This window comes from Blautia faecicola, assembly GCF_004123145.1.
GTDB lineage: Bacteria > Bacillota > Clostridia > Lachnospirales > Lachnospiraceae > Oliverpabstia > Oliverpabstia faecicola.
Genome location: NZ_SDKC01000001.1, coordinates 1,197,691 through 1,222,697 on the forward strand (window position 1 = coordinate 1,197,691; position 25,007 = coordinate 1,222,697).

Below are 25,007 nucleotides of genomic sequence, written 5' to 3' on the forward strand. Positions count from 1 at the left end.
AAGGGAGAAACAAATGTTAGTAGAGACAAAAGCAAAGGTTGGTGTTTTTTCGATAGCGCTGGGTGCATACCTGCCACAGTTTCCAACACTCGTTCCGGAGTTTGAGGCACAGTATGAGGCGTTTAAAAAGACGATTCCGGATACTGTTGAGCTGGTAGATGGAGGAATGGTTACCACAAAAGAACTTTCCATGAAAGCGGGAGACAGATTCAGGGCAGCGGATGTGGACCTGGTGATTTTACAGCTTCTCACATATGCCACAAGCTACAATATGCTTCCGGCAATCAGAGATTTAAATGTGCCGGTTGTTCTGGTGAACGTTCAAAAGCTCAAGGCCCCGGATTATGCGAATACGGACACACCAAAATGGCTTGGTGAGCTGTATGCATGTGGAGCAGTCGGAGAGATGGTTGCAGACCTTGAAAGAGCAGGAAAGAGACATGCAGTAATCACAGGTGTAGTGGAAGGCGGAGATGACTATGTGGCGGCGGAGATAGCACAGTGGTGCAAGGCAGCACAGGTCAGAAGAAGATTCCGCTATACCAATATCGCGCAGATCGGAAGACCATATCCGGGAATGATGGATCTGTATATTGATGAGACAAATCTGTATAACCGCATGGGGCTTTACACAAAGCAGTTTGACTGGGAGAAAATGTGGGCGATCGCTGACCATATCACAGACGAGAACGCAATCAGGGCAAAGGCCGAGGATATACTTGCGACATTTGATATAGCACCGGACAAAGACGGAAAAGCAGCTACCGTTGAGACGGTATGGGACATGGCAAAATATGTTGTGGCCTTTGAAGAATGGGTAAAGGAAGAAGAGCTTGGAATGATAGCCTCTCATTATGACGGTTTTGCCCGGGGAATCGCAGGAAAGCTTGACAGTATGCTGATACCGGCGTTTTCCATGCTTATAAAGCAGGGAACAGCCTGTGCAGTTGAGGGAGATATGAAGGTCGCTATGGCTATGAGCATCTTAAAAACAATTGCCGGTACCGGCCAGCTTTCAGAGATGTACTCCATCGACTTTAATGAGGATATCTGTATCATCGGACATTCAGGCTCGGGAGATGCTGATATTTCACAGGCGAAAAAGCCGACCATGAAGATTGTAGATGTATTTCACGGAAAAACAGGCGGTGGATATCTGACACAGTTCTATCCACCTGTCGGAGCTGTAACTTATCTTGGAATCACCCAGGATATGAACGGAAAATTTAAGTTTGTTGTGGCAGAGGGTGTAAACGAGGATGGCCCGATATTCACATTCGGAGACACAAATATGAGAACGCGTTTTTCAATCGGAGCAAGAGAATTCTGTAACCGTTGGAGCGAAGCAGGACCTACACATCACATGGCAGCAGCAGTCGGCAGACATATCGATACCATACGCAAGGTGGCAAAGATACTGGATGTGCCGGTTGATATTGTATGCAGGTAACTATTCAGTAGCCACTGTGCCGCGAGGTGTTTTGACATGAATATGCCAAAATCCCGAGACATACAAGCCAAAATGCCATCACCGAAGGTGATGACATTTTGGCACGTAACTGTGAAGGTACTGAATAGTTACGTATGCAGATAAAAAGCATAGTCATATCTGCAAAATGTACAGTGCGGTATGGTTTTAGCTTTGCAGATAATCAGGTACAAATAATATAAATATAGTAGAAAAGTGAGGAAAATAGCATGAAATTTTTAGATGCAGAATTTGTAAAAGGATTTATACGTATGGCAAATGACGGATGGGAGCAGGGCTGGCACGAAAGAAACGGCGGAAACCTCTCATATCGTGTAAAGGCAGATGAGGTAGAGTCAGTAAGAGAAAATTTTGAGCCAAAGGAGTGGCAGCCAATCGGGACAACAGTGCCTAATCTTTCCGGAGAGTATTTTCTTGTGACCGGAAGCGGAAAATATTTCAGAAACGTGATCATCAAGCCGGAGGATTCCATCTGCATGATAGAGCTTGATGAAAAGGGAGAAAATTATCGTATCGTATGGGGACTTGTGAATGGCGGAAGACCGACAAGCGAGCTGCCCAGCCACCTTATGAATCTCGAAGTAAAGAAGCTTCAGAATCCAAATTACAGAGTCGTATATCATGCGCATACAACCAATATTATTGCGCTCACATTTGTCCTTCCGCTTGAGGATAAGGTCTTTACAAGAGAACTTTGGGAAATGGCAACTGAGTGTCCTGTAGTATTTCCTGATGGAATCGGCGTAGTTCCGTGGATGGTTCCGGGTGGAAGAGAGATTGCTGTTGCAACAAGTGAGCTTATGAAGAAATATGACCTTGCCATCTGGGCACATCATGGAATGTTTGCTGCCGGAGAGGATTTTGATCTCACATTCGGCCTCATGCATACAGCAGAAAAGTCAGCAGAGATTCTGGTAAAAATGCTGTCAATGAGAACTGATAAACTGCAGACAATCACACCTGATAATTTTAGACATCTGGCTAAAGATTTTAACGTTACCCTTTCAGAAGAGTTTCTGTATGATAAATAAAAATTTAAAAAGCTGAAAGTGAAAAGCAGCAGGAACAAGGCAACATGCAGTTCCTGCTGCTTTTCTATATATTAATATTCTCCAAGATCAAATAATTCATCAAAAGTTATCTTAAGATTCGGAAACATCACCAGTTGCAGCTCGTCTTTATTCTGAGCGGTGACGGTTTTGTAAAGATATGGATACCCAGTACCATCTTCTCTAAAATCAAAAAGATAAATTTCCACAGATTTTTTTCTCCAGTCAACGATCCAGTATTCAGAGACCCCCACCTTACAGTAAATATCCATTTTCTCATGTCGGTCATAGTCTTCCGTGGAATTGGATAAAACTTCCATTACGAAACGGGGAATACCGGTAAAAGAAATATTTTTACGATCTCGCAGGTTGCAGATGATGGAGACATCAGGAATGATTATCTTATCATCATTCTCACGCCATTCATATTGTACACCGTCGCCAAAAACACGACACAGGCTGTCTTTAATCTGGCTGCCGATTTTGATAACAAAATTATTGATAACCATAGAGTGTTCAAGATAAGTTTTGCTTAAATCTTCGATTGGTAAGGCATCATTCATACAGCGCTGCACCTCCTTACTTTATTGAGATAATTATAAGGTTTTGCAGGATATTCGTCAAGAACAGGAAAGTAGATGATGAGCAGATAAAGATGTCTTGCAAAACAGATAAAACTTTGTTAAAATAACCAAAATTACAGTTCCGGCAGATGCTTTTCAGATTTTAGTGATGTTATCTTAGCACAAAGCTGTTTCGGAAATAATCGGGAAAAGGAGAAATCATATGAGCATTATAAAAAATGAAATACCAATATTGGAATTTGATACAGAACAAACGGCAGTGATCAGCCCCGTGCATGAGAACCTGAATCTGGTTCTTCCGAAAAAATGTGTATTTGCCTTTCTTGGCGAATACATTGATGAATATGCGGAGAAGACCGGAGCGCAGATTGTATCGTATTTTATTAGTATGACCAAAGAATATCCTGTTTATATAACAACATATAAAGGTGAAAAAATTGTGCTTTGCCAGGCACCGGTGGGTGCGGCGGCTGCGACACAGATTCTGGACTGGTTGATTGGATATGGAGTGCGTGAAATTATTTCCGCGGGCAGTTGCGGAGCGTTGGAGAAATTTGCAGAAGGAACTTTTCTGATACCGGAGAAAGCTTTGCGTGATGAAGGAACCTCATACCATTATGCTGCGCCTTCGAGATTTATGGAAATTAATAAAAGGGCAAGAAAAGCGATCGAAAAGACGATACTGGAACACGGGATGAAATATCAGGAAGTGATCACCTGGTCAACCGATGGATTTTTTCGTGAAACAAAAGAAAAGGTTGCATACAGGAAGGCAGAGGGATGCTCAGTAGTAGAAATGGAATGTTCAGCACTTGCCGCCTGTGCAGCGTTCAGGGATGCGACCTGGGGAATGATATTATATACAGCGGACAGTCTTGCCGAGGTTGACAGATACGATGAGAGAAACTGGGGCGGCAATGCATATGAATATGCACTTACATTATGTATGGATTCTGTACTGGCGGTATAAAGAAAATCAGAGGAAGATATGACTTTTGTAAAAAACAGGGTTTTGTCTATAGAATCTGAGTGCCGCAGATGGTAAACTGGGGATATTAAAAACGGGCAGAAAAAGTTCTGACCTGTTACTTTATATTGGGGGAAAGGAAGAACAGACATGAAAAACAAGGAGAATTTATATGCTTCGATTCCTTATGTGGACAAAAAGGTATCCCGAATTTTTGCAGGAACTGCATTTTCACCGATCCAGGACGGGGCAGATGGAACGGATTTTTTTGAGGCGGCTCTGACCAATGGAATCAATGCTTTTGATACGGCAAGGGTATATATGGAAGCGGAGCATTCCTTTGGCAACTGGTTGGAAAAGAGTGGCAGACGGGAGGAGGTAGTCATTCTCAGCAAATGCGGCCATCCGGATGCCATGTGGAACAAACGGGTGAACGAAAAAGAGATGCGAAAAGACCTGAAGAAGTCACTGGAAGAGTTGAAAACCGATTATATTGATATTTACATGCTTCACAGGGATGATCCGGATACCGATGTGGCGGTAGCTGTGGAGACGTTTAATGCCATGCATGAAGAAGGAAACATCGGTGCGTTTGGTGCGTCGAACTGGACACATACAAGGATCGAGGAGGCCAATGAATATGCCTACAAACACAACCTGATCCCGTTTTCTGTTTCCAGCCCGAATTTCTGTCTGGCCCGACAGATCGAAGATCCGTGGGGAGGTGGATGCGTCAACATCTCCGGACCGGAAAATCAAGAGGCCAGAGCATGGTATGAAAAAAATCAGATGCCGGTGATCGCGTATGCATCTTTGGGCAGAGGATTTTTCTCCGGCAGGATGAAAAGTGAGTATGCGGATCATGCCAGTGACTATCTGGATTCTTTTGCAATGAAAGGCTATGCGTGTCCGGATAACTTTGAACGCCTCCGCCGCTGTGAGATCCTTGCGGAAAAACATGGGGTGACGGTAGCACAGATTGCCATGAACTGGATATTTTCCCATCCGTTGAATATTTTCGCTATCGCGAGTATGTCAAAAGCAGACAGGATGAAGGCGAACCGGGAAGCACTGCTGTTGCAACTTTCTGATGAAGAAATCGCGTATCTTGACCTGGAAACACCTGAATTCTGTGGTAAACGATTCGTATAGTCTTGCGTATCTGATACAGAAAAGCTAAGATAAACGAGATGAGAAAAAAATAAAAGCTATTATCATAGTGTGAGGTGAATACGCAATGAATTATTATGACCTTTCCAACCCGTCCACACCGCCAACCCGTGGATACCGGCTGGGGTTGTGGCGGCTTCGGAGACAACGGATCTATTGTATCCTGATCGCTCTGGCAGCGATTCTTACCTATAGTCTGCTGTATCTGACACTGAAAAGAGACGATTATACGAATGATATGTTAAAAGCCATCGTTCTGCTGTTTTGTTCTGTGGCAGTGTTTCTGGCACTGTTACTGGTTGCACGCAATCGGATCGATGTCGTACGGATGAGAAAACGGGAAGTGCAGGAGCGGCATGATTACAATTATGCCATGTACCGTACCTTATATAAAAAGAAGGAAAAACTTCGCTCCATTACCCTGCTTCAGATGGCAAGGCAGCAGATCGAACTGCACCGTCCGCAGATGGCACTGCAGGCACTGGAGCTGGTGAAAAGGGAAAAATTGAATGTAGCGCAGCTTCGCAGTTTTTATTTTTATCAGGCAGCAGCGCTATATCTGGATGCACAGGAGAGCTGGCAGGAAGCGCTGACCAGTTGTTATGCAATCCCACAAAAACCGCAGCAGTTATCACAGGAGGAAATCGAAAGCCTGTTTTTACCGGAGAGCAATCCGGACAAACTGGTGCTTGCTGTGAGTGACTGGGAGGAGCAGAAAGCTACCTTGCCGGTGATTATGATGCCGGCTGCGATTCTGATTTTGTATACCGGGGTCTATTACAGTGTCAATGGGTTACTGTCATGGCGGTATCATTACAGAGACTGGGTCGTGTATGTCTCCTTTTTCATCCTTTTCTTTGGGTGGACAGTGCTCACGCTGTACTGGCTGGTCAAACTGGTCCGGATGATCGGAAAACAGACGGAAAAAGGAAAGGATGCAAAGACTGTGCAGAAGATCTTTTTGGTGATTCTCTGGATCTGTCTCTTTTTGGGGAATAGCCTGATGCAGGTAGCTCAGATTTTTGGAAGTGATGCGGAGGTAGAGGTACAGCCGAATGGTGTGATCGAGATGAAGCATGAAAACTGGCTGGATCCGCCGGATTATTACTACAACAAATCCGTAGGACTGTTTTTGCGCCGGACGCTGACACCGGATGAGATCATCGCGTACGGGATTGCGGAGGAAACGCCGGAAGACGATTCGACAGAGCATGCATCCGATGGGGAAACACAGAACGATAGCGGAACCGAAGAAGATCAGACGACCGGAGAGAATACGGCAGATACAAATATAGATGGAACCGCAGAGAACGGAGCAGATACCGAAACAGAAGATCCGCTGATGTCTCAGGCGCAGGCAGTCTATACATACATGAAAGAACATGGTGAGATAGCAGATGACGGAGATGTCTCCCAGGTGACTGCAAGTTGTAATGCAAAAGGAAACTTTTATGCCATTTTTGAAAGCGGTGAAGAGAATGGTAACAGCTGGGACAATCGTCTGGTCTATGACCGGACATCAAAGAATGGAGAGTGCGAGTTGTTTGTCTATGAGAGGGTGGAAACAGGAAAAGATACCCAGCTGCTCGGATTCTATGCAGTGAATAAGACGACCGGGGAAGTGATCTCCGGGGAAAAAACATCCTGGAGTGAGGTGGGAAGCGAAGTTTACCGGGAAGCTACCGGGGAGTAAGAAAAAAAGAGAAAACACGTAAAGAACAAAAAGAAGAAAGACAGAAAATAAAAAAGCAGAAAAAACAAAGAGTCTGTAAGTGAGAGAACAGTATCTGACATCGTTTCTATAGAAAACATGCCAAAAAACATATCACTTACAGGTTCTTTTCTATTAATCGGACGGATCGTAGAAAAAATGTCAAAAAATATAAAAAAAATCTATGAATTCAAAAAGAGCATCTATTTGTTTTTAATTTAACAATCCTTTATAATAAAATCATGGTGAATGTGACGAATGGTTTTTGGAAAAATCAAAAAAAATAATTGGTTTGAACAAAGAATCATTTGGTCGATCGTGTTAAAAGAATAACTGTAAGGGAATGATATCCTTTAGAGTTAGGAAAAGGGATCATGCACAAGAATCATCAAGATATTTTTAAACAAAAGGAGATCGCTTATGAAAAAGCAACAGAAACATTTTCTCATTGCTGTTCTGGCAGGCGTATTACTGTATTTTCTTCTGCCGGAAGCAAACGGGCTGACAAAAGCAGGAATCGCTATGCTGTCCGTGTTCCTGCCAACCATCTATCTGTGGCTGACCTGCGGAACCAGCTGGACATCTCTTCTGAGTGTGACTGTAGCAGTTCTTCTCGGAACGTATGCGGGAGCCAATGCTTACGGAACCTTATGGGGTAACGTAGTAGGAGCTGCTGTTATTCCGTTCCTGATGGTCGCTACTGTTCTGGAAGAGAGTGGTGCCTTTGAATGGATCGTGAAATGGATCATTTCCAGAAAGTTCATTCATGGAAGACCAACCCTGTTTATGATCATGTTCACACTGGCTATGATCATTATCTCTATCTTTACAGCACCGCAGGTTGTAGCAGTACTGTTCTTCAAACTGCTGGAAGATGTAACTACTTCCATCGGTTATACAAAAGAAGATGGATTCTACAAATCACAGGGTCTGCTGATCGGCTGGGTATCTCAGCTGTGTGATGGTACTCTGATCTGGGGAAGACCTTACATCCTGACTATGGTTGCTATCGTAGCCGGACTGGGATTTGGAAACTTTACAGCAGCAACTTACTTCAAGTTTGCAGGTCTGTATCTGCTGTTTGCTGTAATCGTAGCTATCTTAATGGTAAAATTCTGGATGAGACCGGATGTATCCAAGTTCAAGAGCTTTGATGATGCAGCGATGCGTGAAGAACTGAAGAAAAATCCGATCAGCAGGAGAGGAAAAATCGCGCTGGCTGGTATGGCAGTTATCCTTCTGTGCTATATCCTGGCTTCCATGGAATTCCTTGGACCGGTTGCTACTTACTTCAGCGGTATCACTATCGCAGCACCTGTAACCTTAGTATGTGCTCTGCTGTGTGTCATCACAGTTGACGGAAAACCGGTTATGGACTTCGGTAAAGCAGCAGCGAAAGTACCGTGGGGAATGATCGTATTCCTGGGTGCTATCATGTTCTATGCAGGAGCTGTAGGTGGAGATGATTATGGTATCACTCTGTGTCTGCAGAACATCCTGGGACCGGTTGTTGCGAAGATGCCAATCATCGTAACTATCGTCATCGGACTGATCGTTGCCAGCCTGGCAACAAACTTCTGTTCCAATACAGTATCCGGTGTTATCGTATGCTCCAGCTGTATCCCGGCTCTGATGTCCGTTCCTGGAATCAACCAGGCACAGGTTCTGGCTTTCGGATGTGCCGTTATCGCTATCTGTGGTACTGCAATCTGTACGCTGAGCGCATGCCCGCTGATGGGAATCATTTATTCGGATATCGGTATCGAATACAAAGGAACAGCAAAATACAGTGTGGCTTTCTGTGCAGTCATGATCGTGATCTGTGCAGCTATCCTGATCCCGATCGGAACAGGAATGTTCGCCGGACTGATGTAAAAAATAACTGTGAAGCGTAATCACAGCGGTTCATGAAAATAGCGGAGGCTGTGGCTGTCAAGGAATTGATGCGGCAGTCTCCGCTTTTTCGTTGCTATGCATAGCAACAAGAGAAAAAAATAACAGGCCGGGATAAGTCCTGCCTGCAAGATAGAAAGGAGAACATTTATGACAAAAAGAATTCCACAGGCAACATTACTTCCACGTACAGAAAATTCCTTCCCATGGGGAGCAGCTGACCGTCAGCTGGTACCGACTTATCTGGAAAAATACGGTTACGAAGAGGAAGAATATCTGTATTCCGGAGAGGCAGATGTATACACCTTAAAAGACGGTCGTGCACAGGTAAAATTTTCCAATGCACCGTATACCAACCGTTTTATCATCCGTAAACCGAAAGATCCGAAAAAATTCAGCGGAAATGTAGTAGTGGAACTGTTAAATTCCACGAACAGCTGGGATGTCAGCCCGATGTGGTGTCTGTTATGGCAGAAAATGCTGCATGAAGGAGATATCTATGTAGGTGTGACCGTACGTGCAATCTGTACACAGACATTAAAACAGTACGATACAAAACGTTATGAGAAACTTTCCTGGAAGAATCCGAACCCGAATCCGGGACCGGTAAACCACAATATTTTACTGTGGCAGCACTGCCTGCCGGACTGCGAAGACGGTCTGCTGTGGGATATGCTGACACAACTTGGTAATCTTTTCAAATCCGAACAGGGTACGCAGATTGCAGGAAAAGAAGTAGAGAAAGTATATGCGATCAGCTGTTCTCAGTCTTCGATGCAGTTATCTACCTATATTAATGTCTTCCATGAGACAGACAGAGTATCACCGGTAGAAGTTCCTTACGATGGTTATCTGACGTATTCCGGATGCCGTATGGTGGCACTGAACCAGGAAGAATCACCGGCTGATGTGACCGATGAGATTCAGATGACAAAGAACTGCCCGGTTCCGCTGCTTCGCTGCGTAACCCAGTGGGATTTCAAAGATTTCACCGGTCATATTAATCTGAGAAGAGCCGACAGTGATGAACAGGGCGACCGTTTCCGTCTGTATGAGCTGGCAGGACAGGCACACAACTCTTTCTCCGGAGCATTTTATCGTCCGGGATACGAAGAAATCGCTCAGATTCAGAAAATTACCGCACTGCCGCATACCGATATTACCGCACTGCCACTGGAAGCGTTCATGCGTCAGGCACTGACCAACCTGGATCTGTGGGCAAGAGAAGGAATCCCGGCTCCACATGCACAGGGACTGATCGAAGTGGATGAAAATAATATGGAAGTTCTGGATGAAAACAATAACTGTAAAGGTGGTTTCCGCTTCCCGCAGCTGGATGTGCCGGTAGCGACTTACTGCAGTGGTACTAAGAAAAACGACCAAGATAGCTGCTGTGTATATTTCTCAGAAGAGAAACTGAAAAAACTGTATCCTACAAGAAGAAATTATATTGATAAGATCTTCAAGGCTATTGATGTGCTGGAAGAGCAGAGATTCTTCTCGATTGAAGATGCAGACCAGATGAAACTGGATACGCTGAAGCTGGCGGTTCCTTGCAGGAATCATAGTTCTAAGTTTGAGGCGTAAAATTAAAATATGTTTTTTGTTTTCGTTTGACGGACGCAGGTCAGGAGCCGGAGAAAGGGTGCGGACAACGTGGGCAGGACAACTTTGAGCTGGTAGTTCAAAGGGGGAGGTAGAAGAAAAGCTGTATGGGCGAAGGTACTGGAAGATCTGATTCCGGAATCCCTTCGTAGGGCATTGAATATTCAAAGGGAGTACACGCTACGAGTTTTGTTCACTTAAATCAAAATTGGTTCACTGGATCAATGAATGATATGTATGATAATAAAAAATGCTGTACCGAATCACAGAAATTTGTGAGTTTGGTACAGCATTTTTTGATAAATTTGGTTTAAATTGAATCTGAAGATTTTATTTCAGCAGGTTATCTCCTGTAAAGTAGTCGATACGCATGGAATGACGTACATCTTCCAGAGTTTTTGCTGCGGTTTCGCGGGCTGCGGCGCTGCCTTTTTTTAGGATGTCGTATACATCCGGCAGGTTTTTCTCCCACATTTTTCTGCGTTCGCGGATCGGTTCCAGTTCGGACTGGATGACGTTGTTCAGGAATTTCTTTACTTTCACGTCTCCCAGACCACCGCGCTGGTAGTGAGCTTTCAGTTCGTCCAGGTTGTTGTATTCCGGAAGGAATTCTTCAAAGTGTTCCGGACGACAGAATGCATCCAGATAGATGAATACCGGGTTGCCTTCTACTTTACCGGGATCCTGTACACGGATGTGGTTCGGATCGGTAAACATGGACATGATCTTGGTTCTGATATCTTCCGGTTCGTCGGACAGATAGATGCAGTTGCCAAGGGATTTGCTCATCTTTGCTTTGCCATCGATACCCGGCAGACGCAGGCAGGCCTGGTTGCTTGGCAGGATGATCTTCGGCTCGGTCAGAGTTTCACCGTAGACACTGTTAAACTTGTGTACAATCTCTTTACACTGTTCGATCATTGGCATCTGGTCTTCACCAACCGGCACGGATGTGGCACGGAAAGCGGTGATATCAGCGGCCTGACTGATCGGGTAGCAGAAGAAACCTACCGGAATGCTGGCTTCGAAGTTTCTCTGCTGGATCTCTGCTTTTACGGTAGGATTACGCTGTACACGGGATACGGTAACCAGATTCATATAGTAGAAAGTCAGTTCTGTCAGCTCCGGAACCATGGACTGGATAAAGATGGTGGATTTTTCCGGATCCAGACCGCAGGCAAGGTAATCCAGTGCCACCTGCATGATATTCTGACGTACTTTTTCCGGATGTTCTGCGTTATCGGTCAATGCCTGGGCATCGGCGATCATAATATAGATTTCGTCAAAGTTGCCGGAGTTCTGTAATCTGACTCTTTCTTTCAGAGATCCGACATAATGACCTACGTGAAGACGACCGGTTGGGCGGTCGCCGGTTAAAATAATTTGCTTCATAAAATTCTCCTTTGTGCTCTGAAAATAATGTGCTACAAGTATGCTTATACAGAGCAATATAGATTAATTATAAAGCCCGGCCGGAACACTGTCAACTGCACAAAAGTGAAAAACAAGGCAGTAGCGAAATAAATTTTAAAAATTTAGCAATTTAAAGTGAAAAAACGTTAAATCGTATTGTGATATTTAAAAACTCCTGTTATAATAACGAAAAAGAATGATCAAAAGTCATGGGATGTAAGAAAACGTCCCTATATGGCGATTGATTCTGAGATGAAAAAGCTTGAATAAGGAAGGTAAGAAAAATGAATCAGCTGGAAGTATTAAGAGAGAGTCTTGGACAGTGCGACGAGATTATCCTGGATGCACTGCTTATGCGTAACCGTATCGTAGAGGATATCATGGCATATAAAGAGGCAAATGATATCCCGATCCTGCAGCCGGAGCAGGAAGCAAAACAGAGAGAATGGCTGGAACGCCGGATGGAATCCAGACGTCATAAAGCAGAGGTGGAAGATGTATTCGGAAGCATCACCCAGAACAGTAAGAGAATTCAGGCGAGAAAACTGTTTAACTACAATATCGTCCTGATCGGATTTATGGGAGCAGGTAAGAGTACGATTTCCGAATTCCTGAAAACAGCATTTGCCATGGAAGTGATCGAGATGGATCAGATCATCGCCGAGAGAGAGGGTATGAGCATTTCCGATATCTTCGAAGTATATGGAGAGCAGTATTTCCGTGATCTGGAGACTAATCTTCTGATCGAGATGCAGTCTCGTACCAACGTGGTAATCTCCTGTGGCGGTGGTACACCGATGAGAGAGTGCAACGTTGTTGAGATGAAGAAAAACGGTCGTGTCGTTCTTCTGACGGCAAAACCGGAGACAATTCTGGATCGTGTCAAAGACAGCCATGATCGCCCGCTGATCGAAAACAACAAGACAGTACCGTTTATTGCGGAACTGATGGAAAAACGTAGAGAAAAATACGAAGCAGCAGCCGACATCGTCATCGAGACAGATGGCAAGAGTGAACTGCAGATCTGTGAAGAACTGATCCACAGACTGCGCCAGATGGATAACGAATAAAAGAATGGCAGCCAGACGAGAAAATAAAGAAGTTTTATAAGATAATACGAAGTGAGAGGCGTAAGTCGTAGCAATACGATTTACGCCTCTTTGTTGCATTGTATATCAATAATTGGTCCAGTGAACCAATTTTGATTGCCGCGATAACTACGAGTCAGAGTCCGTGCTTGCACGAAACTTTGATTTGTTGTGCTACATAGCAAGAATCAGTTCGGTGAACCAGTTCAGATTCGTTTTGTAAAATATAGAAAATTCACTTCGGAAACAGAATCAGATCGTCCGATAATCCAGATTATTCCGTGCCTGTTCGATCACGAACTGTTTGAATACATCCACAACCGGTGGATGGTAGGCATCTTTCAGGGTTGCCATATAGAAGTTTCGCTGCCAGCTCGGGGAAATCAGCGGGAGAACTTTCAGATTCAGAGAGTGGATGATCGGGATATCTGGTGCTACGGCGATTCCGAAACCATTTGCCACGAATCCGGCAACTACATGGTCCTCGGCTATCTCGTAAGAAACATCCGGGTAAGCACCGATCTGATCAAACAGATGATCAATGATATGACGCAGACCGCTTCCGCTCTTATAGATGATCTGCTTGTATTCCAGAGTCTCTTCCAGATGAATCTCCGACTTGGAAGCCAGTGGATGATCCGGCGGAACGATGACGACCAGATCCTGCTTGGCAACCGGGATAAATTCGATCAGAGGTTCATCATTGATCTTGGAACAAAAGCCGATATCGTATTTCTGTTCTTTTAACCCCTTCAGAATCTCGTCCGTAATGACCTTGTCACAGTGCAGGGAAAAATCAATCTGTTTACCCTGGTTTTCGTCCAGAAACTTTCGCAAAAGCCGGGGAACAAAATCGCTTCCCAGAGTTCGGAGAAAGGCGATATCGATCCTGCCTTCTCCTTTTCCCGCCAGCTGCAGGCTGCCCACAGAAGTATCCAGCTTTTCCAGGATTTCTTCGGCATCGGTAAGAAATGATTTTCCATACTTGGTAAGGGTAACATTCCGGCCGTTTTTCTTAAATAATTTTACACCCAGTTCCGATTCCAGAGAGGAGATGGCGTGGCTGAGACTGGGCTGTGTGATCGCCAGCAGATCCGCCGATCGGGTGTAGTGCTCCATATGAGCCAATGTAACGAAATATCGTAGATGATAAAGATTCATAAAAGAATGCCTCCTATAAAAAATATCCTCCGCAAAAAGGCAGACAAACGTGTCGAGTATAAGGTTATGTTGTCGCCTGATGTCTATTATTATACCACGATATATTGACAAAATCTATGAATAGTCACATACAATCAATTTGTTTTGAATTTAACAAAGATATATAATTTAGATAACAAAAATAAGGAGTTTTTCAGGAGGAAAAATACGATGTCAAAGAGATTTCCAATCACAATCAGTTCCTGGACACTGGGAGATCAGTGTACATTTGAAGAAAGAGTTGCAGCAGCAAAGAATGCCGGATACGAAGGTATCGGTCTGCGTGCGGAAACTTACGTAGATGCTTTAAATGAGGGATTATTTGACCAGGATATCCTGAACATTCTGGACAAATACGATATGAAAGTCACAGAGGTAGAATACATCGTACAGTGGGCAGAAGAGCATCGTTCTTATGAGCAGAAGTACAAAGAGCAGATGTGCTTCCACATGTGTGAATTATTTAACGTAAAACAGATCAACTGTGGTCTGATGGAAAACTACTCTGTAGAATATACTGCACAGAAACTGCGTGAGCTGTGCCAGAGAGCCGGAAAATATATCATCGGTGTAGAACCAATGCCATACAGCGGTATCCCGGATGTGAAAAAAGGATGGGCAGTAGTAAAAGCAGCAGACTGTGACAATGCAAAACTGATTCTGGATACCTGGCACTGGGTAAGAGCAAACCAGCCGGTAGATATTTCCGTACTGGCAGATGTTCCGGCAGATAAAGTCGTATCCATCCAGATCAACGATGTATGGGAAAGACCGTATGCAACAACTATCTTAAGAGATGAATCCATGCATGACCGCCTGGCACCGGGAACCGGTATCGGATGCACTGCAGCATTTGTAAAAATGATCCGTGAAAAAGGTATCGAGCCAAATGCTATCGGTGTAGAAGTTATCAGTGATGCAAACCTGGAAAAAGGTATCGAGTATGCAGCAAAACATACTTACGAAAATACAAAAAAAGTACTCGGAGAGGCATGGCCGGAAGTACTGAACTAAGAAAAGGAGAGCAGATATGAAATTTGAAGCAATGTTTCAGCCGATTCAGATCGGACCGGTAACAGTGAAAAACCGCTTTGTAGTTCCTCCGATGGGCAACAACTTTGCCAACACCGACGGAACCATGAGTGAACAGTCCGTTGCTTACTACAGAGAGCGTGCAAAAGGAGGATTCGGACTGATCACCATCGAAGCAACTGTTGTACACAAAGGCGCCAAAGGCGGTCCGAGAAAACCTTGTCTGTATGACGATTCTACCATCGAAAGCTTTAAAAAGGTGGTAGACGCCTGTCACGCAGAAGGTGCAAAAGTTTCCGTTCAGCTGCAGAACGCAGGTCCGGAAGGAAATGCGAAAAATGCGGGTGCACCGATCACAGCAGCTACCAGCATCCCGGCAGCCTGCGGAAGAGATATTCCGAGAGAACTGTCTACCGAAGAAGTGTATGAACTGGTAAAAGGATATGGAGAGGCAGCCAGAAGAGCAATGGAAGCCGGTGTGGATGCCGTAGAGATCCATATGGCTCATGGTTATCTGGTAAGTACCTTCATGTCTCCGCGTACCAACAAACGTGTGGATGAATTCGGCGGATGTTTTGAAAATCGCATGCGTTTCTCCAGACTGATCATCGAAGAAGTGAAAAAACAGACCGAAGGAAAAATCGCTGTTCTGGCGAGAATCAACTCCGATGATGAAGTACCGGGTGGTCTGGATGTACATGACAGTGCAGCTATCGCAGCTTATCTGGAATCCTGCGGACTGGATGCCATTCATGTATCCCGTGCCGTTCATATCAAAGATGAATATATGTGGGCTCCGACCGTAATTCACGGTGGATTTTCCGCAGATCTGGTAGAAGAGATCAAACGTGCGGTCAATATCCCGGTAATCACCGTAGGACGTTATACCGAACCGCAGTTCGCTGAACTGATGGTAAAAGAAGGACGCTGTGACCTGGTTGCTTTTGGTCGTCAGAGTCTGGCAGATCCGCATATGCCGAAGAAAGCAAAAGAAGAACGTCTGGAAGATATGATCCCATGTATCGCCTGTCTGCAGGGCTGTGTTGCCAACATGTATGCGGGAAAACCGCTGTGCTGTCTGACCAACCCGTTCCTGGGACATGATGCAGAGCCGTTAAAACAGGCAGAGACACCGAAGAAGATCATGGTCATCGGTGGCGGTGTTGCCGGTCTGTGTGCAGCATTTGTTGCAAAAGAAAGAGGTCACGAAGTTACTTTATACGAAGCCGGCCCGAGACTCGGTGGAAACATGCGTCTTGCCGCTTACCCGCCTGGAAAAGGTGACATCACAAATATGATCCGCAGCTATATTCATCGTTGCCAAAAAGATGGAGTTGAGATAAAATTGAACCACGAGGTGACAGCAGACTTCATCAAAGGGGAAAACCCGGACAGCGTGATCATCGCAACCGGTTCTAAGACACTGGTACTGCCGATCGCAGGCATCGACAATCCGTCTATCATTTACGGATCCGATCTGTTGGAAGGAAAACGTGCAGCAGGTAAGAAAGTACTGGTAGTCGGCGGCGGAATGGTTGGCTGTGAGACCGCAGCCTTTCTTGGCGAACAGAACCACGATGTAACAGTCATTGAATTCAGAGATACCGTAGGTGCAGATGTGATCCACGAGCACAGAGTATATCTGATGAAAGATTTCGAAGAATACGGTATCGGTCAGATTACCGGAGCAAAAGTATGCAGATTCTTCGAAGACGGCGTAGAGTATGAGACAGCAGACGGCGAACATCACGAGGCCAGAGGCTACGATTCCGTTGTACTTTCCATGGGTTACAGAAATTATAATCCTCTTGAAGAACAGGTGAAAGCTATCGTACCGGATACCTATGTAATCGGTGATGCAATCCGTGCAAGACGTGCACTGGATGCAACGAAAGAAGCCTACGATGTGGCATCTCAGATTTAGACCCAAAACAGGAGGAAAAGAAGATGGAACAGAGAATCAAAGGAACAACAGGATTATTGGCACTGATTGGAAGCCCGGTAGGACATTCAGGATCCCCGGATATGTACAATTTCTGCTTCCGCTATCATAATCTGGATTATTGCTACATGGCTTTTGATATCAAAGAAGATCAGGTACCGGCAGCGCTGGATGCCATGCGTCTGTTTAACATGAGAGGATGCAACGTAACCATGCCGTGCAAAACCGCAGCAGCACAGAACATGGACGAATTATCCGATGCAGCAAGAATCATCGGTGCAGTCAATACAATCGTCAACGAAAACGGAAAACTGGTCGGTCATATGACAGACGGAATCGGATTTGTTGAAAACCTGAGAGACCACGGTGTAGATGTAAAAGGAAAGAAAATGGTAGTTTTAGGTGCCGGTGGAGCCGCAACAGCGATCCAGGTGCAGTGTGCACTGGACGGAGCAGCATCTATTTCCATCTTTAACCCGAACGATCCTTTCCTGGATCGCGCAAAAAATACAGCTGCAAAGCTGAAAAAAGAAGTACCGGATTGCGATGTTCAGGTATTCTGTATCGAAGATCAGGACAAACTGAAAGAAGAGATCGCAAAAGCAGATATTCTGGTAAACGGAACACTGGCAGGGATGAAACCTCATGAAGATGTTTCTCTGATTACGGACAAATCCGTATTTCGTCCGGATCTGGTAGTATGCGATGTTGTATACAATCCCGAAGAAACAAGACTCCTCCGGGAAGCAAGAGAAGCCGGCTGTGCAAAGACCATTGGCGGAAAAGGTATGCTTTTGTGGCAGGGAGTTGCAGCCTACAAATTATATACCGGCCTGGATATGCCTGTAGAGGAATATAAAAAGTTCCAGGCGGAAAACGCAAAATAAAATGAGGTAAAAAATGAAACAGAACAGCAAGAAGAATTATGTGATAACATCTCTCGCATTGTATTTCACGTATTTTATTCATGGAATAGGAGCGTCTATTTTAGGACAGTACAAACCACAGTTTGCAAAAGTGTGGGGCGCGACAGTGGGAAGTGATGGAACTGTCGACGTCAGTATGGTAGTATCTGTTATTGCAGCATTGGGACTGGGTCGTCTGATATCCCTTCCGTTCTCCGGACCGATCTCGGATAAGTTCGGCCGAAAGTTAAGCGGTATGATCGGTGTGATCTGTTATGTGATCTTTTTCTTCGGAATTGCATTTTCTCCGTCGATGGGAATTGCCTATGCATTCGCCATTGTGGGCGGAATCGCCAATTCCTTCCTGGACACCTGTGTAAGTCCGACCTGTATGGAGATTTATGTCAATAATCCTTCGATTGCGAATCTGTTTACAAAATTTTCCATGTGTATCAGTCAGTTCCTGCTGCCGTTCTTTATCGGAATGGTAGCGGCAGCAAATATGTCCTATCGCACCATCTTTCTGGTGGCAGGAATTGCGATCCTGATAGATGGAGTTCTGATCCTGTTACTTCCGTTCCCGGCAAGAGAAAAGAAGAGCGGTGAAAAACAGGAGAAGAGTAAAGTGAAACTGACAAAAGTTTCTCTGGCAGCTGTGCTGATCGGATTTACCAGTTCTTCCACCTTTATGCTGTGGCTGAACTGTAACCAGGAGCTGGGACGTGCTTACGGAATGACGGATTCCTCCGCTATCCAGTCTTTCTATGCACTGGGAACAGCGACTGCGGTTCTGGCAACTGCCTTCTTTATTAAAAAAGGCCTGAAAGAGATTGATATTCTGATCCTGTATCCGGCGATTTCCACCGTGATGCTTGGTCTGTGTTTTCTGATTCAGGCACCATGGATCTGTCTGATTGGCGGGTTTGTGATCGGTTATGCAGGCGCCGGCGGTGTACTCCAGCTGGCGACCTCCACAACCGCAACGTTTTTCCCGGAGAATAAGGGGACGGCGACTTCTATGGTCATGATTGCGTCCAGTATCGCAAACTATACAATTATTTCTCTGGCAAGTTATATTACGAAGACAGGCGGTGCAGCCGCTCCAAGAATGATCCTACTTCTGAATATGGGAGTTACCATTGTGGGAATCCTTCTTGCCCTGTATGTAAAGAAGAATAAAAAGTAACTGTGAAAGTACAGAACAGTTACTTCAGAAAATAAGAATTCAAAATGTAAAATGATTTCCGGTCGATCTTCCCAGATGTATGCCTGAACGAATGTCGACCGGTTTTTTTTAGGCAGAAATTGTCTAAAAATTAACGAAAATAAGAATTGAGAAATGGAGAATTTTTATGGCACATGCAAAGCGACAAAGAAGGGAAAATGAATTGCCCTATATTCCGTTCGGGCCGTTTCAGGTTCGACTGCCGTTTATTCATTACAAAATAGAATCTGTAGAATTTATTCAGGGACTGATTCTCGGTGTAACCGCACTGAGTGCGGTTCCCTATCTGGAACAATATCTTGGGCTTCCATATGAGCTGGCGTGGAGCTGTGTGATTCTGGAGACCATGCTGTATCTGCTTCACAGTCTGCTGGGAGATCCGGTGGTTCCGGGATGGATCACTCCGACACTTCCGTTGACGATTGTTTTTCTGGAAGGATTTCCGATAGGGCAAGAGCGTATCCAGGCAATGATTGCGCTGCAGCTGCTGGTGGGACTGGTCTTTTTGTTTATGGGAATCTCGAAGCTGGCAGATAAGTTTGTCCATGCAGTTCCGGCATCGGTAAAGGGAGGAATCCTGCTGGCGGCACCAATCACCGTTATGGCGGGACAGATCGGAGAGGGCGGTAATATGCACAAATATCCGATCGCGATCGTAGCAGGTGTGGGACTTTTACTTCTGATCAGTTTTTCTGATAAGTACCAGGAGAAGAGAAAAGATTCAAAATTTCTGGATATGGTCGCACGGTATGGGAATCTGTTTCCGTATCTGCTGGCGATGATCGTCGGACTGATCGTCGGAGAACTGGATATGCCGGGACTGGAGATCGGAACTTTTATTAAGATTCCGGAGTTTTCGAGAATGTTTTCGGAAGTCAGCATCTTTGGTGTGGGGATTCCGCCAGTATCCATGTTTCTCAAGGCATTGCCGCTGGCACTGGTGAGTTATGTGATTGCGTTTGGCGATTTTGTTACCACGGAGACGTTAGTGACGGAAGCACGCCAGTCCAGAGATGATGAGTACATTGATTTTAATTCCAGCCGTTCTAATATGGTCAGTGGATTGCGCAATGTGTTGCTGGCATTTTTTGCACCGTTTCCACCCCTTTCCGGTCCGTTATGGGTTGGTATGACGGTATCGGTATCTATTCGCTACCAGGAAGGAAAAAAAGCGATGAAATCTCTTCTGGGAGGTATGGCGTCCTTCCGTCTGGCAACATTTCTGAGTGTTATGATCATACCGGTCGTAAGCTTTTTCCGGCCGATCTTCGGTGTGGGATCTTCGATCACGTTGTTGTTTCAGGCTTTTGTCTGTGCGAGAATCGGTATGGATTACTGTAAGACTGACCGGGATAAGATGATCGGTGGTGTGATGGCTGCGGTTCTGGCCACCCAGGGAACCGCCTGGGCTTCTGCCTGGGCGCTTGGTGTGGGATTCGGACTGAACCTGCTGCTGTCTAACTGGAAACCGGGACAGAAAGAAATTGAGAACACAGAAGAGTAAAGCAAAATACAGAATAACGTAAAAAGCAGATAACAAAAAGAGAAGGCCTGTGGTAAGGGGAAATTACGGCAGGTCTTCTCTTTTTATCTTTATTACTATAAATGAGCAAATACCGAAAAGTACACAAATTCCATAGGCTGGTGTGTGCATTATGTGAACACTGAACTGGTTTGATTTCTTAAATGTCCGCATATCACGGATTCAATTGTGCATTTTTTCAAATTTGCTCATTTATAGTTTATTATATAAAAGGGTTATGAAATAAGTAGGAATTTGAAATTATGTTTTTAAAGCGTTGTTATTTTCTGCATTACAGACTTTTGTGTATGATGTCCAGAACCTGTTTCAATTCATGGACACCGATCTGTCCCGGTGCAGAAGCTTTGGAAGCGGCACCGAAGGTCAGTGCGGAACCAAAGGTCTCACCGGTCAGACGGCTTACAACACCCGTTCCGGCCATAGACATGGTGATGATCGGGCGGTCTGCGTACTGTTCTGACATTTCCAGAGTGGCTTCTAAAAGTGTCAGAACGTCTTTTTTGCAGGTCGGCATCAGAGCAATCTTCGGAATGTCTGCACCGAGAGTCTGCATCTTTCTGAGACGACGAACAATCTCGTCTTTCTCAGGAGTTTTTGCAAAGTCATGGTTGGAAGCGATGACTTTTACGCCATTTGCATGGGCATGAGAAATGATGGAGGTCACAATCTCATCCCCGGTAAATGCTTCCACATCCACCAGATCCACATAGCCGCTTTCCGCCACGGCTTTGTTTAACTGTGCATACTGTTCCGGTGAAATTTCTTTTTCTCCGCCTTCCTTGGAGGTTCGGAAGGTGAAGAGTACAGGAATCTCACCCAAAGCTTCGTTCAACTGCTTTGCGGTGGTCAGAACTTCCTCTGTATTGAAGACATCATCGTACCAGTCTACACGCCACTCTGCAACATCTACAGGCAGTGCGGAGAAGGTAGCGGCTTCTTTGAGAATTTCCTCGCGGGTTTTACCAACGATCGGAACACAGATCTTCGGTCTGCCTTCGCCGATGGTAATGTTTCTTACTTTTACAGTATTCATAGTGTTTTCCTTTCTCGAAAACCGTTTTTACATTTTAGTCGTATTTGATGTTCAGAACTTCTTTCATGTGTTCGATAGGCATCGGTTCGCCGGTCCACAGCTCGAAAGCAGCAGATCCCTGGAACAGCATCATGCCCAGACCGTTCATGGTCTTGCATCCAACTTCTTTAGCCATGGAACGCATCTTTGTCTCCAGTGGAGAATAAGGAACATCAACAACGATCAGCTCCGGACGGAAGTAAGATTTGTCCGGTACTACGGACTGTCCTTCCAGCGGTTTCATACCAACACCGGTAGCGTTGACGAACAGGTAGCTGTCGTTCATTTCCTCTTTCAGTTTGTCAAGTTCTGCCAGATCGTAGAGAACTGCATGAGAAGAAGTTCTGGTATTGATCTTTTCTACAGTAGATACTGCACGCTCCCAGAATTCATCTTTGCGGTTGAAGATTACGATTTCTGCAACCCCGTCCAGCGCTGCCTGGATCTCAATAGCTGTAGCAGCGCCGCCGGCACCTACGATGGTCATTTTTTTGCCAATGACGTCAATGTTGTTGTCCTTCAGAGCCTGCATAAAACCGATACCGTCTGTGATATGACCGGTCAGATGGCCGTTGTCATTGACAATGGTATTGACAGCGCCGCAAAGCTCAGCAGCCGGTGACAGTTCGTCAAGATACTGTCCTACCAGTGTTTTGTTTGGCATGGATACGTTGGATCCTCTCATTTTCAGAGTACGGATGGCTTTTACTGCATCTTCGATTTCGTCGGCACCAACTTCGAATGCCAGATATGCATAGTCGTAACCTAATTTTGCAAATGCTTCGTTCTGCATTGCCGGTGAACTGGAGTGACGGATCGGGTATGCCATCAGTCCGATAAGTTCTGTGTGTCCTGTGATTCTTTCTGCCATGATTTTTTGTCCTTTCCTGTAATCATGCTACTCCACTGACAAGAATGGTAAATGGAGCAGCATGATTACGCTTTATTTATTTCATCAATATCGGTGGAGAAAAATCCGCCGATATATGATAACAATTAATCCAGATAACCTCTTTGGGTCAGATGATAAAGAATATTTCTTCCTTCCATGGTTCCGTCGATGATACGGCGGGCTCTCTGGCTGTCACCGATGTTGATCACTTCTACATCGTCATCAGCGAATGCTTCCAGAAGCTGTGGATACAGCTGTCCTTTGGCTCTCATACCAAGACATACGAAACCATAGTCAAATGGCAGTTCGTATTCACCTTCGCTGCCTTTTACCAGGAAGGAATCTGCTTTTACTTCCAAAAGGGCAGTTTTCGTCAGCTGATGTACGTCATGTTTTTTCATCATGCATCTGGTATCGTTTTTGGTTACCGGATCCAAATCACGGCCGATCTGATCCATCATTTCAACGATAGAGATATCCGCTTTACGTGCCGCAAAGAATTCCACAACATCAAGACCTACGGCACCGCCACCGATAACAGCGACTTTTTTGCCTTCCAGATCCTGCGGAAAATCGTTGATATGACTGATCATACCTAAGATAGAATAAACATTTCCGCCTTCTTTGTCAATATTATCCATCAGACCATTGATCGGAGGAAGCAGAGGGCCGGAGCCGGTCGCGTTGACGATCAGGTTCGGATGGAATTTGCGGATATTTTCCGGCGTTGCCTGGGTTCCGGTAAAGATATAGAGGTTATCCAGACCGACTGCACGGTGTTCCAGATAGTGCGGGAAATCAGCCAGACGTTTCTTTGCCGGGATCTTGGAGATCTCAGCAGCCAGACCGCCCAGAGTCTCTTTTTCTTCCAGAAGGAAAGTGTTACATCCTACCTCAGCAGCTGTACAGGCAGCTTCCAGACCTGCGGTACCTCCACCGATCACAACTACGTTACAGTTTTTATTGACTTTTTGGGATCTGTAGGTATCGCCTTCGAGTACGGACGGGTTGACCGTACAACGGATCGGACGGTTGAAGCCGATACGGTTTCCGGCACATCCGATGTTACAGGAGATACATTTGCGGATATCACATTCGTGACCGGTTGCAACTTTATTTACCCATTCCGGATCCGCGATCAGTCCACGGCCCATACCGATCAGATCAGCATCGCCGTCAGCCAGGATCTTTTCCGCAACTTTCGGATCACGGATATTTCCCATGGAGATACATGGTTTGCCGAATTTTTCTTTGACAGCTCTTGGCATGTAGGAACGCCATCCGTCTTTCATATAATTGGCATCGATCTGATACTGGATGGAGCTGTTCAGACCACAGGATACGTCGAAGATATCCACTTCTTCCTGTACATATTCCAGATATTTCAGAGTATCTTCCAGTGTGTTTCCACCTTCTACCATCTCATCTGCACTCAGACGCAGCATGATCGGAAAGAAAGGTCCTACCTGTTTTCTGACTTCTTCGATGACCATACGGCAGAAACGTGTTCTGTTTTCTACGGAACCACCGAATTCGTCAGTACGTTTGTTGGTGGTAGGAGAGAGGAACTGGCTGATCAGGTAAGAATGACCTGCATGGATCTCTACAGCGTCAAAACCTGCAATCTGTGCACGTTTTGCGGCCTGTCCGTATTTTTTTACGATATCCAGGATCTCGTCTTTGGTCAGAGGGCGCGGGATATCGCCGCCGGCTTTGGTCGGTACATCAGAGGCAGATACCGGCTGCATGTTGATACGGGATGATACTGCCGAAGCACCGGCATGGTTGATCTGAATAGCCACACAGGTACCGTATCGATGGATATTTTCGCAGAACTTGAACAGACGAGGCAGATAATTGTCATGATCGATACGCAGCTGAGTGGTACCGTTGGAGCCCTGCGGAGAGTCTACACTGGCGTTTTCCACGATGATCAGACCGGTACCGCCTTTGGCACGCTGCTCATAATAGTTAATATGAAGAAAACTCATTTCACCGTTCTGTTCACCATAGTTGGTACCCATTGGCATCATGGTGATACGGTTTTTGATAGTCATATTTTTCACTGTCAATGGGGTGAAGATATGCTGATAATTGCCTTTCATAAAGAAACCTCCCTGAGATTTTTGTAGGTGATGGGGCAAAAAGTGTTTTGACCCATTTGATACCGGATTATTCCGTACTTCGTACTCTTACAATCCTCAAAAACATTCGTGATCCGCGCATT

19 protein-coding genes are annotated in these 25,007 nt (G+C 45.2%); 13 read left to right on the top strand and 6 right to left on the bottom strand.

Features of this window, described 5'->3' with window-relative positions; all coding sequences use genetic code 11:
• Nucleotides 1-13 precede the first annotated feature (13 nt).
• On the top strand, nt 14-1,450 hold the full coding sequence (locus ETP43_RS05365; protein WP_117524909.1) for an L-arabinose isomerase family protein: 1,437 nt from the start codon (nt 14-16) through the stop codon (nt 1,448-1,450).
• Between the two features lie 248 nt (nt 1,451-1,698).
• Nucleotides 1,699-2,520 (top strand): rhamnulose-1-phosphate aldolase, encoded by an 822-nt coding sequence (gene rhaD, locus ETP43_RS05370; RefSeq protein ID WP_129257298.1) that lies wholly within the window; start codon nt 1,699-1,701, stop codon nt 2,518-2,520.
• Nucleotides 2,521-2,591: 71 nt separating this feature from the next.
• Here the strand turns inward: rhaD and ETP43_RS05375 are convergent, their stop codons facing one another.
• Entirely contained in the window at nt 2,592-3,101 is a 510-nt protein-coding gene (locus ETP43_RS05375) for a Uma2 family endonuclease (RefSeq protein WP_129257299.1), read from the bottom strand.
• 223 nt (nt 3,102-3,324) lie between these two features.
• On the opposite strand from ETP43_RS05375, the gene ETP43_RS05380 reads away from it, so the two are divergent.
• The 5 genes from ETP43_RS05380 to ETP43_RS05400 all read left to right on the top strand — a co-directional run bounded on the left by ETP43_RS05380 (nt 3,325) and on the right by ETP43_RS05400 (nt 10,450).
• A complete protein-coding gene (locus ETP43_RS05380) occupies nt 3,325-4,092 on the top strand; it encodes a nucleoside phosphorylase (RefSeq protein ID WP_022399653.1) in 768 nt (255 codons plus the stop codon).
• A gap of 147 nt (nt 4,093-4,239) precedes the next feature.
• Complete coding sequence (locus ETP43_RS05385) at nt 4,240-5,241, top strand: aldo/keto reductase (RefSeq protein ID WP_129257300.1); 1,002 nt, start codon at nt 4,240-4,242, stop codon at nt 5,239-5,241.
• 85 nt (nt 5,242-5,326) lie between these two features.
• Nucleotides 5,327-6,952 carry a hypothetical protein gene (locus ETP43_RS05390; protein ID WP_129257301.1) on the top strand — a complete coding sequence of 542 codons (1,626 nt, stop codon included), beginning with the start codon at nt 5,327-5,329 and terminating at the stop codon, nt 6,950-6,952.
• A 438-nt stretch (nt 6,953-7,390) separates the two neighbouring features.
• Complete coding sequence (locus ETP43_RS05395; protein WP_129257302.1) at nt 7,391-8,845, top strand: SLC13 family permease; 1,455 nt, start codon at nt 7,391-7,393, stop codon at nt 8,843-8,845.
• 168 nt (nt 8,846-9,013) lie between these two features.
• Nucleotides 9,014-10,450 (top strand): alpha/beta hydrolase domain-containing protein, encoded by a 1,437-nt coding sequence (locus ETP43_RS05400; protein WP_129257303.1) that lies wholly within the window; start codon nt 9,014-9,016, stop codon nt 10,448-10,450.
• Nucleotides 10,451-10,798: 348 nt separating this feature from the next.
• Here ETP43_RS05400 and trpS read toward each other — a convergent pair whose 3' ends face one another.
• Nucleotides 10,799-11,860, bottom strand: a complete 1,062-nt coding sequence (gene trpS, locus ETP43_RS05405; RefSeq protein ID WP_129257304.1) for a tryptophan--tRNA ligase — start codon at nt 11,858-11,860, stop codon at nt 10,799-10,801.
• Nucleotides 11,861-12,165: 305 nt separating this feature from the next.
• On the opposite strand from trpS, the gene ETP43_RS05410 reads away from it, so the two are divergent.
• Nucleotides 12,166-12,951: a shikimate kinase gene (locus ETP43_RS05410; protein WP_129257305.1), complete on the top strand. Its 786-nt coding sequence runs from the start codon at nt 12,166-12,168 to the stop codon at nt 12,949-12,951.
• A gap of 270 nt (nt 12,952-13,221) precedes the next feature.
• Here ETP43_RS05410 and ETP43_RS05415 read toward each other — a convergent pair whose 3' ends face one another.
• Nucleotides 13,222-14,130 carry a LysR family transcriptional regulator gene (locus ETP43_RS05415; protein ID WP_129257306.1) on the bottom strand — a complete coding sequence of 303 codons (909 nt, stop codon included), beginning with the start codon at nt 14,128-14,130 and terminating at the stop codon, nt 13,222-13,224.
• A gap of 210 nt (nt 14,131-14,340) precedes the next feature.
• Between ETP43_RS05415 and ETP43_RS05420 the strand changes: the two genes are divergently transcribed.
• The 5 genes from ETP43_RS05420 to ETP43_RS05440 all read left to right on the top strand — a co-directional run bounded on the left by ETP43_RS05420 (nt 14,341) and on the right by ETP43_RS05440 (nt 20,777).
• Nucleotides 14,341-15,183 (top strand): sugar phosphate isomerase/epimerase family protein, encoded by an 843-nt coding sequence (locus ETP43_RS05420; protein ID WP_129257307.1) that lies wholly within the window; start codon nt 14,341-14,343, stop codon nt 15,181-15,183.
• 16 nt (nt 15,184-15,199) lie between these two features.
• A complete protein-coding gene (locus tag ETP43_RS05425; RefSeq protein ID WP_129257308.1) occupies nt 15,200-17,125 on the top strand; it encodes an FAD-dependent oxidoreductase in 1,926 nt (641 codons plus the stop codon).
• Nucleotides 17,126-17,148: 23 nt separating this feature from the next.
• Nucleotides 17,149-18,030 (top strand): shikimate dehydrogenase, encoded by an 882-nt coding sequence (gene aroE, locus ETP43_RS05430; RefSeq protein WP_129257309.1) that lies wholly within the window; start codon nt 17,149-17,151, stop codon nt 18,028-18,030.
• 13 nt (nt 18,031-18,043) lie between these two features.
• A complete protein-coding gene (locus tag ETP43_RS05435) occupies nt 18,044-19,234 on the top strand; it encodes an MFS transporter (protein WP_129257310.1) in 1,191 nt (396 codons plus the stop codon).
• A 166-nt stretch (nt 19,235-19,400) separates the two neighbouring features.
• On the top strand, nt 19,401-20,777 hold the full coding sequence (locus ETP43_RS05440) for a hypothetical protein (RefSeq protein ID WP_129257311.1): 1,377 nt from the start codon (nt 19,401-19,403) through the stop codon (nt 20,775-20,777).
• Nucleotides 20,778-21,087: 310 nt separating this feature from the next.
• On the opposite strand, the gene aroD is transcribed toward ETP43_RS05440, so the two are convergent.
• The 3 genes from aroD to ETP43_RS05455 all read right to left on the bottom strand — a co-directional run bounded on the left by aroD (nt 21,088) and on the right by ETP43_RS05455 (nt 24,885).
• The gene (gene aroD, locus ETP43_RS05445) at nt 21,088-21,849 is read right to left on the bottom strand and encodes a type I 3-dehydroquinate dehydratase (RefSeq protein ID WP_129257312.1); all 762 of its coding nucleotides are present in this window, start codon (nt 21,847-21,849) and stop codon (nt 21,088-21,090) included.
• Nucleotides 21,850-21,883: 34 nt separating this feature from the next.
• The gene (locus tag ETP43_RS05450; RefSeq protein WP_129257313.1) at nt 21,884-22,759 is read right to left on the bottom strand and encodes a shikimate dehydrogenase; all 876 of its coding nucleotides are present in this window, start codon (nt 22,757-22,759) and stop codon (nt 21,884-21,886) included.
• A 125-nt stretch (nt 22,760-22,884) separates the two neighbouring features.
• On the bottom strand, nt 22,885-24,885 hold the full coding sequence (locus ETP43_RS05455; RefSeq protein WP_129257314.1) for an oxidoreductase: 2,001 nt from the start codon (nt 24,883-24,885) through the stop codon (nt 22,885-22,887).
• Nucleotides 24,886-25,007: the final 122 nt, after the last annotated feature.

What these genes read in the sequence shown, in the direction of transcription:
- ETP43_RS05385 (WP_129257300.1), top strand. Translation starts at nt 4,240, where the DNA reads ATGAAAAACAAGGAGAATTTATATGCTTCGATTCCTTATGTGGACAAA.
- ETP43_RS05395 (WP_129257302.1), top strand. Translation starts at nt 7,391, where the DNA reads ATGAAAAAGCAACAGAAACATTTTCTCATTGCTGTTCTGGCAGGCGTA.
- rhaD (WP_129257298.1), top strand. Translation starts at nt 1,699, where the DNA reads ATGAAATTTTTAGATGCAGAATTTGTAAAAGGATTTATACGTATGGCA.
- ETP43_RS05400 (WP_129257303.1), top strand. Translation starts at nt 9,014, where the DNA reads ATGACAAAAAGAATTCCACAGGCAACATTACTTCCACGTACAGAAAAT.
- ETP43_RS05415 (WP_129257306.1), bottom strand. Translation starts at nt 14,130, where the DNA reads ATGAATCTTTATCATCTACGATATTTCGTTACATTGGCTCATATGGAG.
- ETP43_RS05380 (WP_022399653.1), top strand. Translation starts at nt 3,325, where the DNA reads ATGAGCATTATAAAAAATGAAATACCAATATTGGAATTTGATACAGAA.
- ETP43_RS05410 (WP_129257305.1), top strand. Translation starts at nt 12,166, where the DNA reads ATGAATCAGCTGGAAGTATTAAGAGAGAGTCTTGGACAGTGCGACGAG.
- ETP43_RS05425 (WP_129257308.1), top strand. Translation starts at nt 15,200, where the DNA reads ATGAAATTTGAAGCAATGTTTCAGCCGATTCAGATCGGACCGGTAACA.
- ETP43_RS05455 (WP_129257314.1), bottom strand. Translation starts at nt 24,885, where the DNA reads ATGAAAGGCAATTATCAGCATATCTTCACCCCATTGACAGTGAAAAAT.
- ETP43_RS05440 (WP_129257311.1), top strand. Translation starts at nt 19,401, where the DNA reads ATGGCACATGCAAAGCGACAAAGAAGGGAAAATGAATTGCCCTATATT.
- aroE (WP_129257309.1), top strand. Translation starts at nt 17,149, where the DNA reads ATGGAACAGAGAATCAAAGGAACAACAGGATTATTGGCACTGATTGGA.
- ETP43_RS05420 (WP_129257307.1), top strand. Translation starts at nt 14,341, where the DNA reads ATGTCAAAGAGATTTCCAATCACAATCAGTTCCTGGACACTGGGAGAT.
- trpS (WP_129257304.1), bottom strand. Translation starts at nt 11,860, where the DNA reads ATGAAGCAAATTATTTTAACCGGCGACCGCCCAACCGGTCGTCTTCAC.
- ETP43_RS05435 (WP_129257310.1), top strand. Translation starts at nt 18,044, where the DNA reads ATGAAACAGAACAGCAAGAAGAATTATGTGATAACATCTCTCGCATTG.
- ETP43_RS05365 (WP_117524909.1), top strand. Translation starts at nt 14, where the DNA reads ATGTTAGTAGAGACAAAAGCAAAGGTTGGTGTTTTTTCGATAGCGCTG.
- ETP43_RS05375 (WP_129257299.1), bottom strand. Translation starts at nt 3,101, where the DNA reads ATGAATGATGCCTTACCAATCGAAGATTTAAGCAAAACTTATCTTGAA.
- ETP43_RS05390 (WP_129257301.1), top strand. Translation starts at nt 5,327, where the DNA reads ATGAATTATTATGACCTTTCCAACCCGTCCACACCGCCAACCCGTGGA.
- aroD (WP_129257312.1), bottom strand. Translation starts at nt 21,849, where the DNA reads ATGAATACTGTAAAAGTAAGAAACATTACCATCGGCGAAGGCAGACCG.
- ETP43_RS05450 (WP_129257313.1), bottom strand. Translation starts at nt 22,759, where the DNA reads ATGGCAGAAAGAATCACAGGACACACAGAACTTATCGGACTGATGGCA.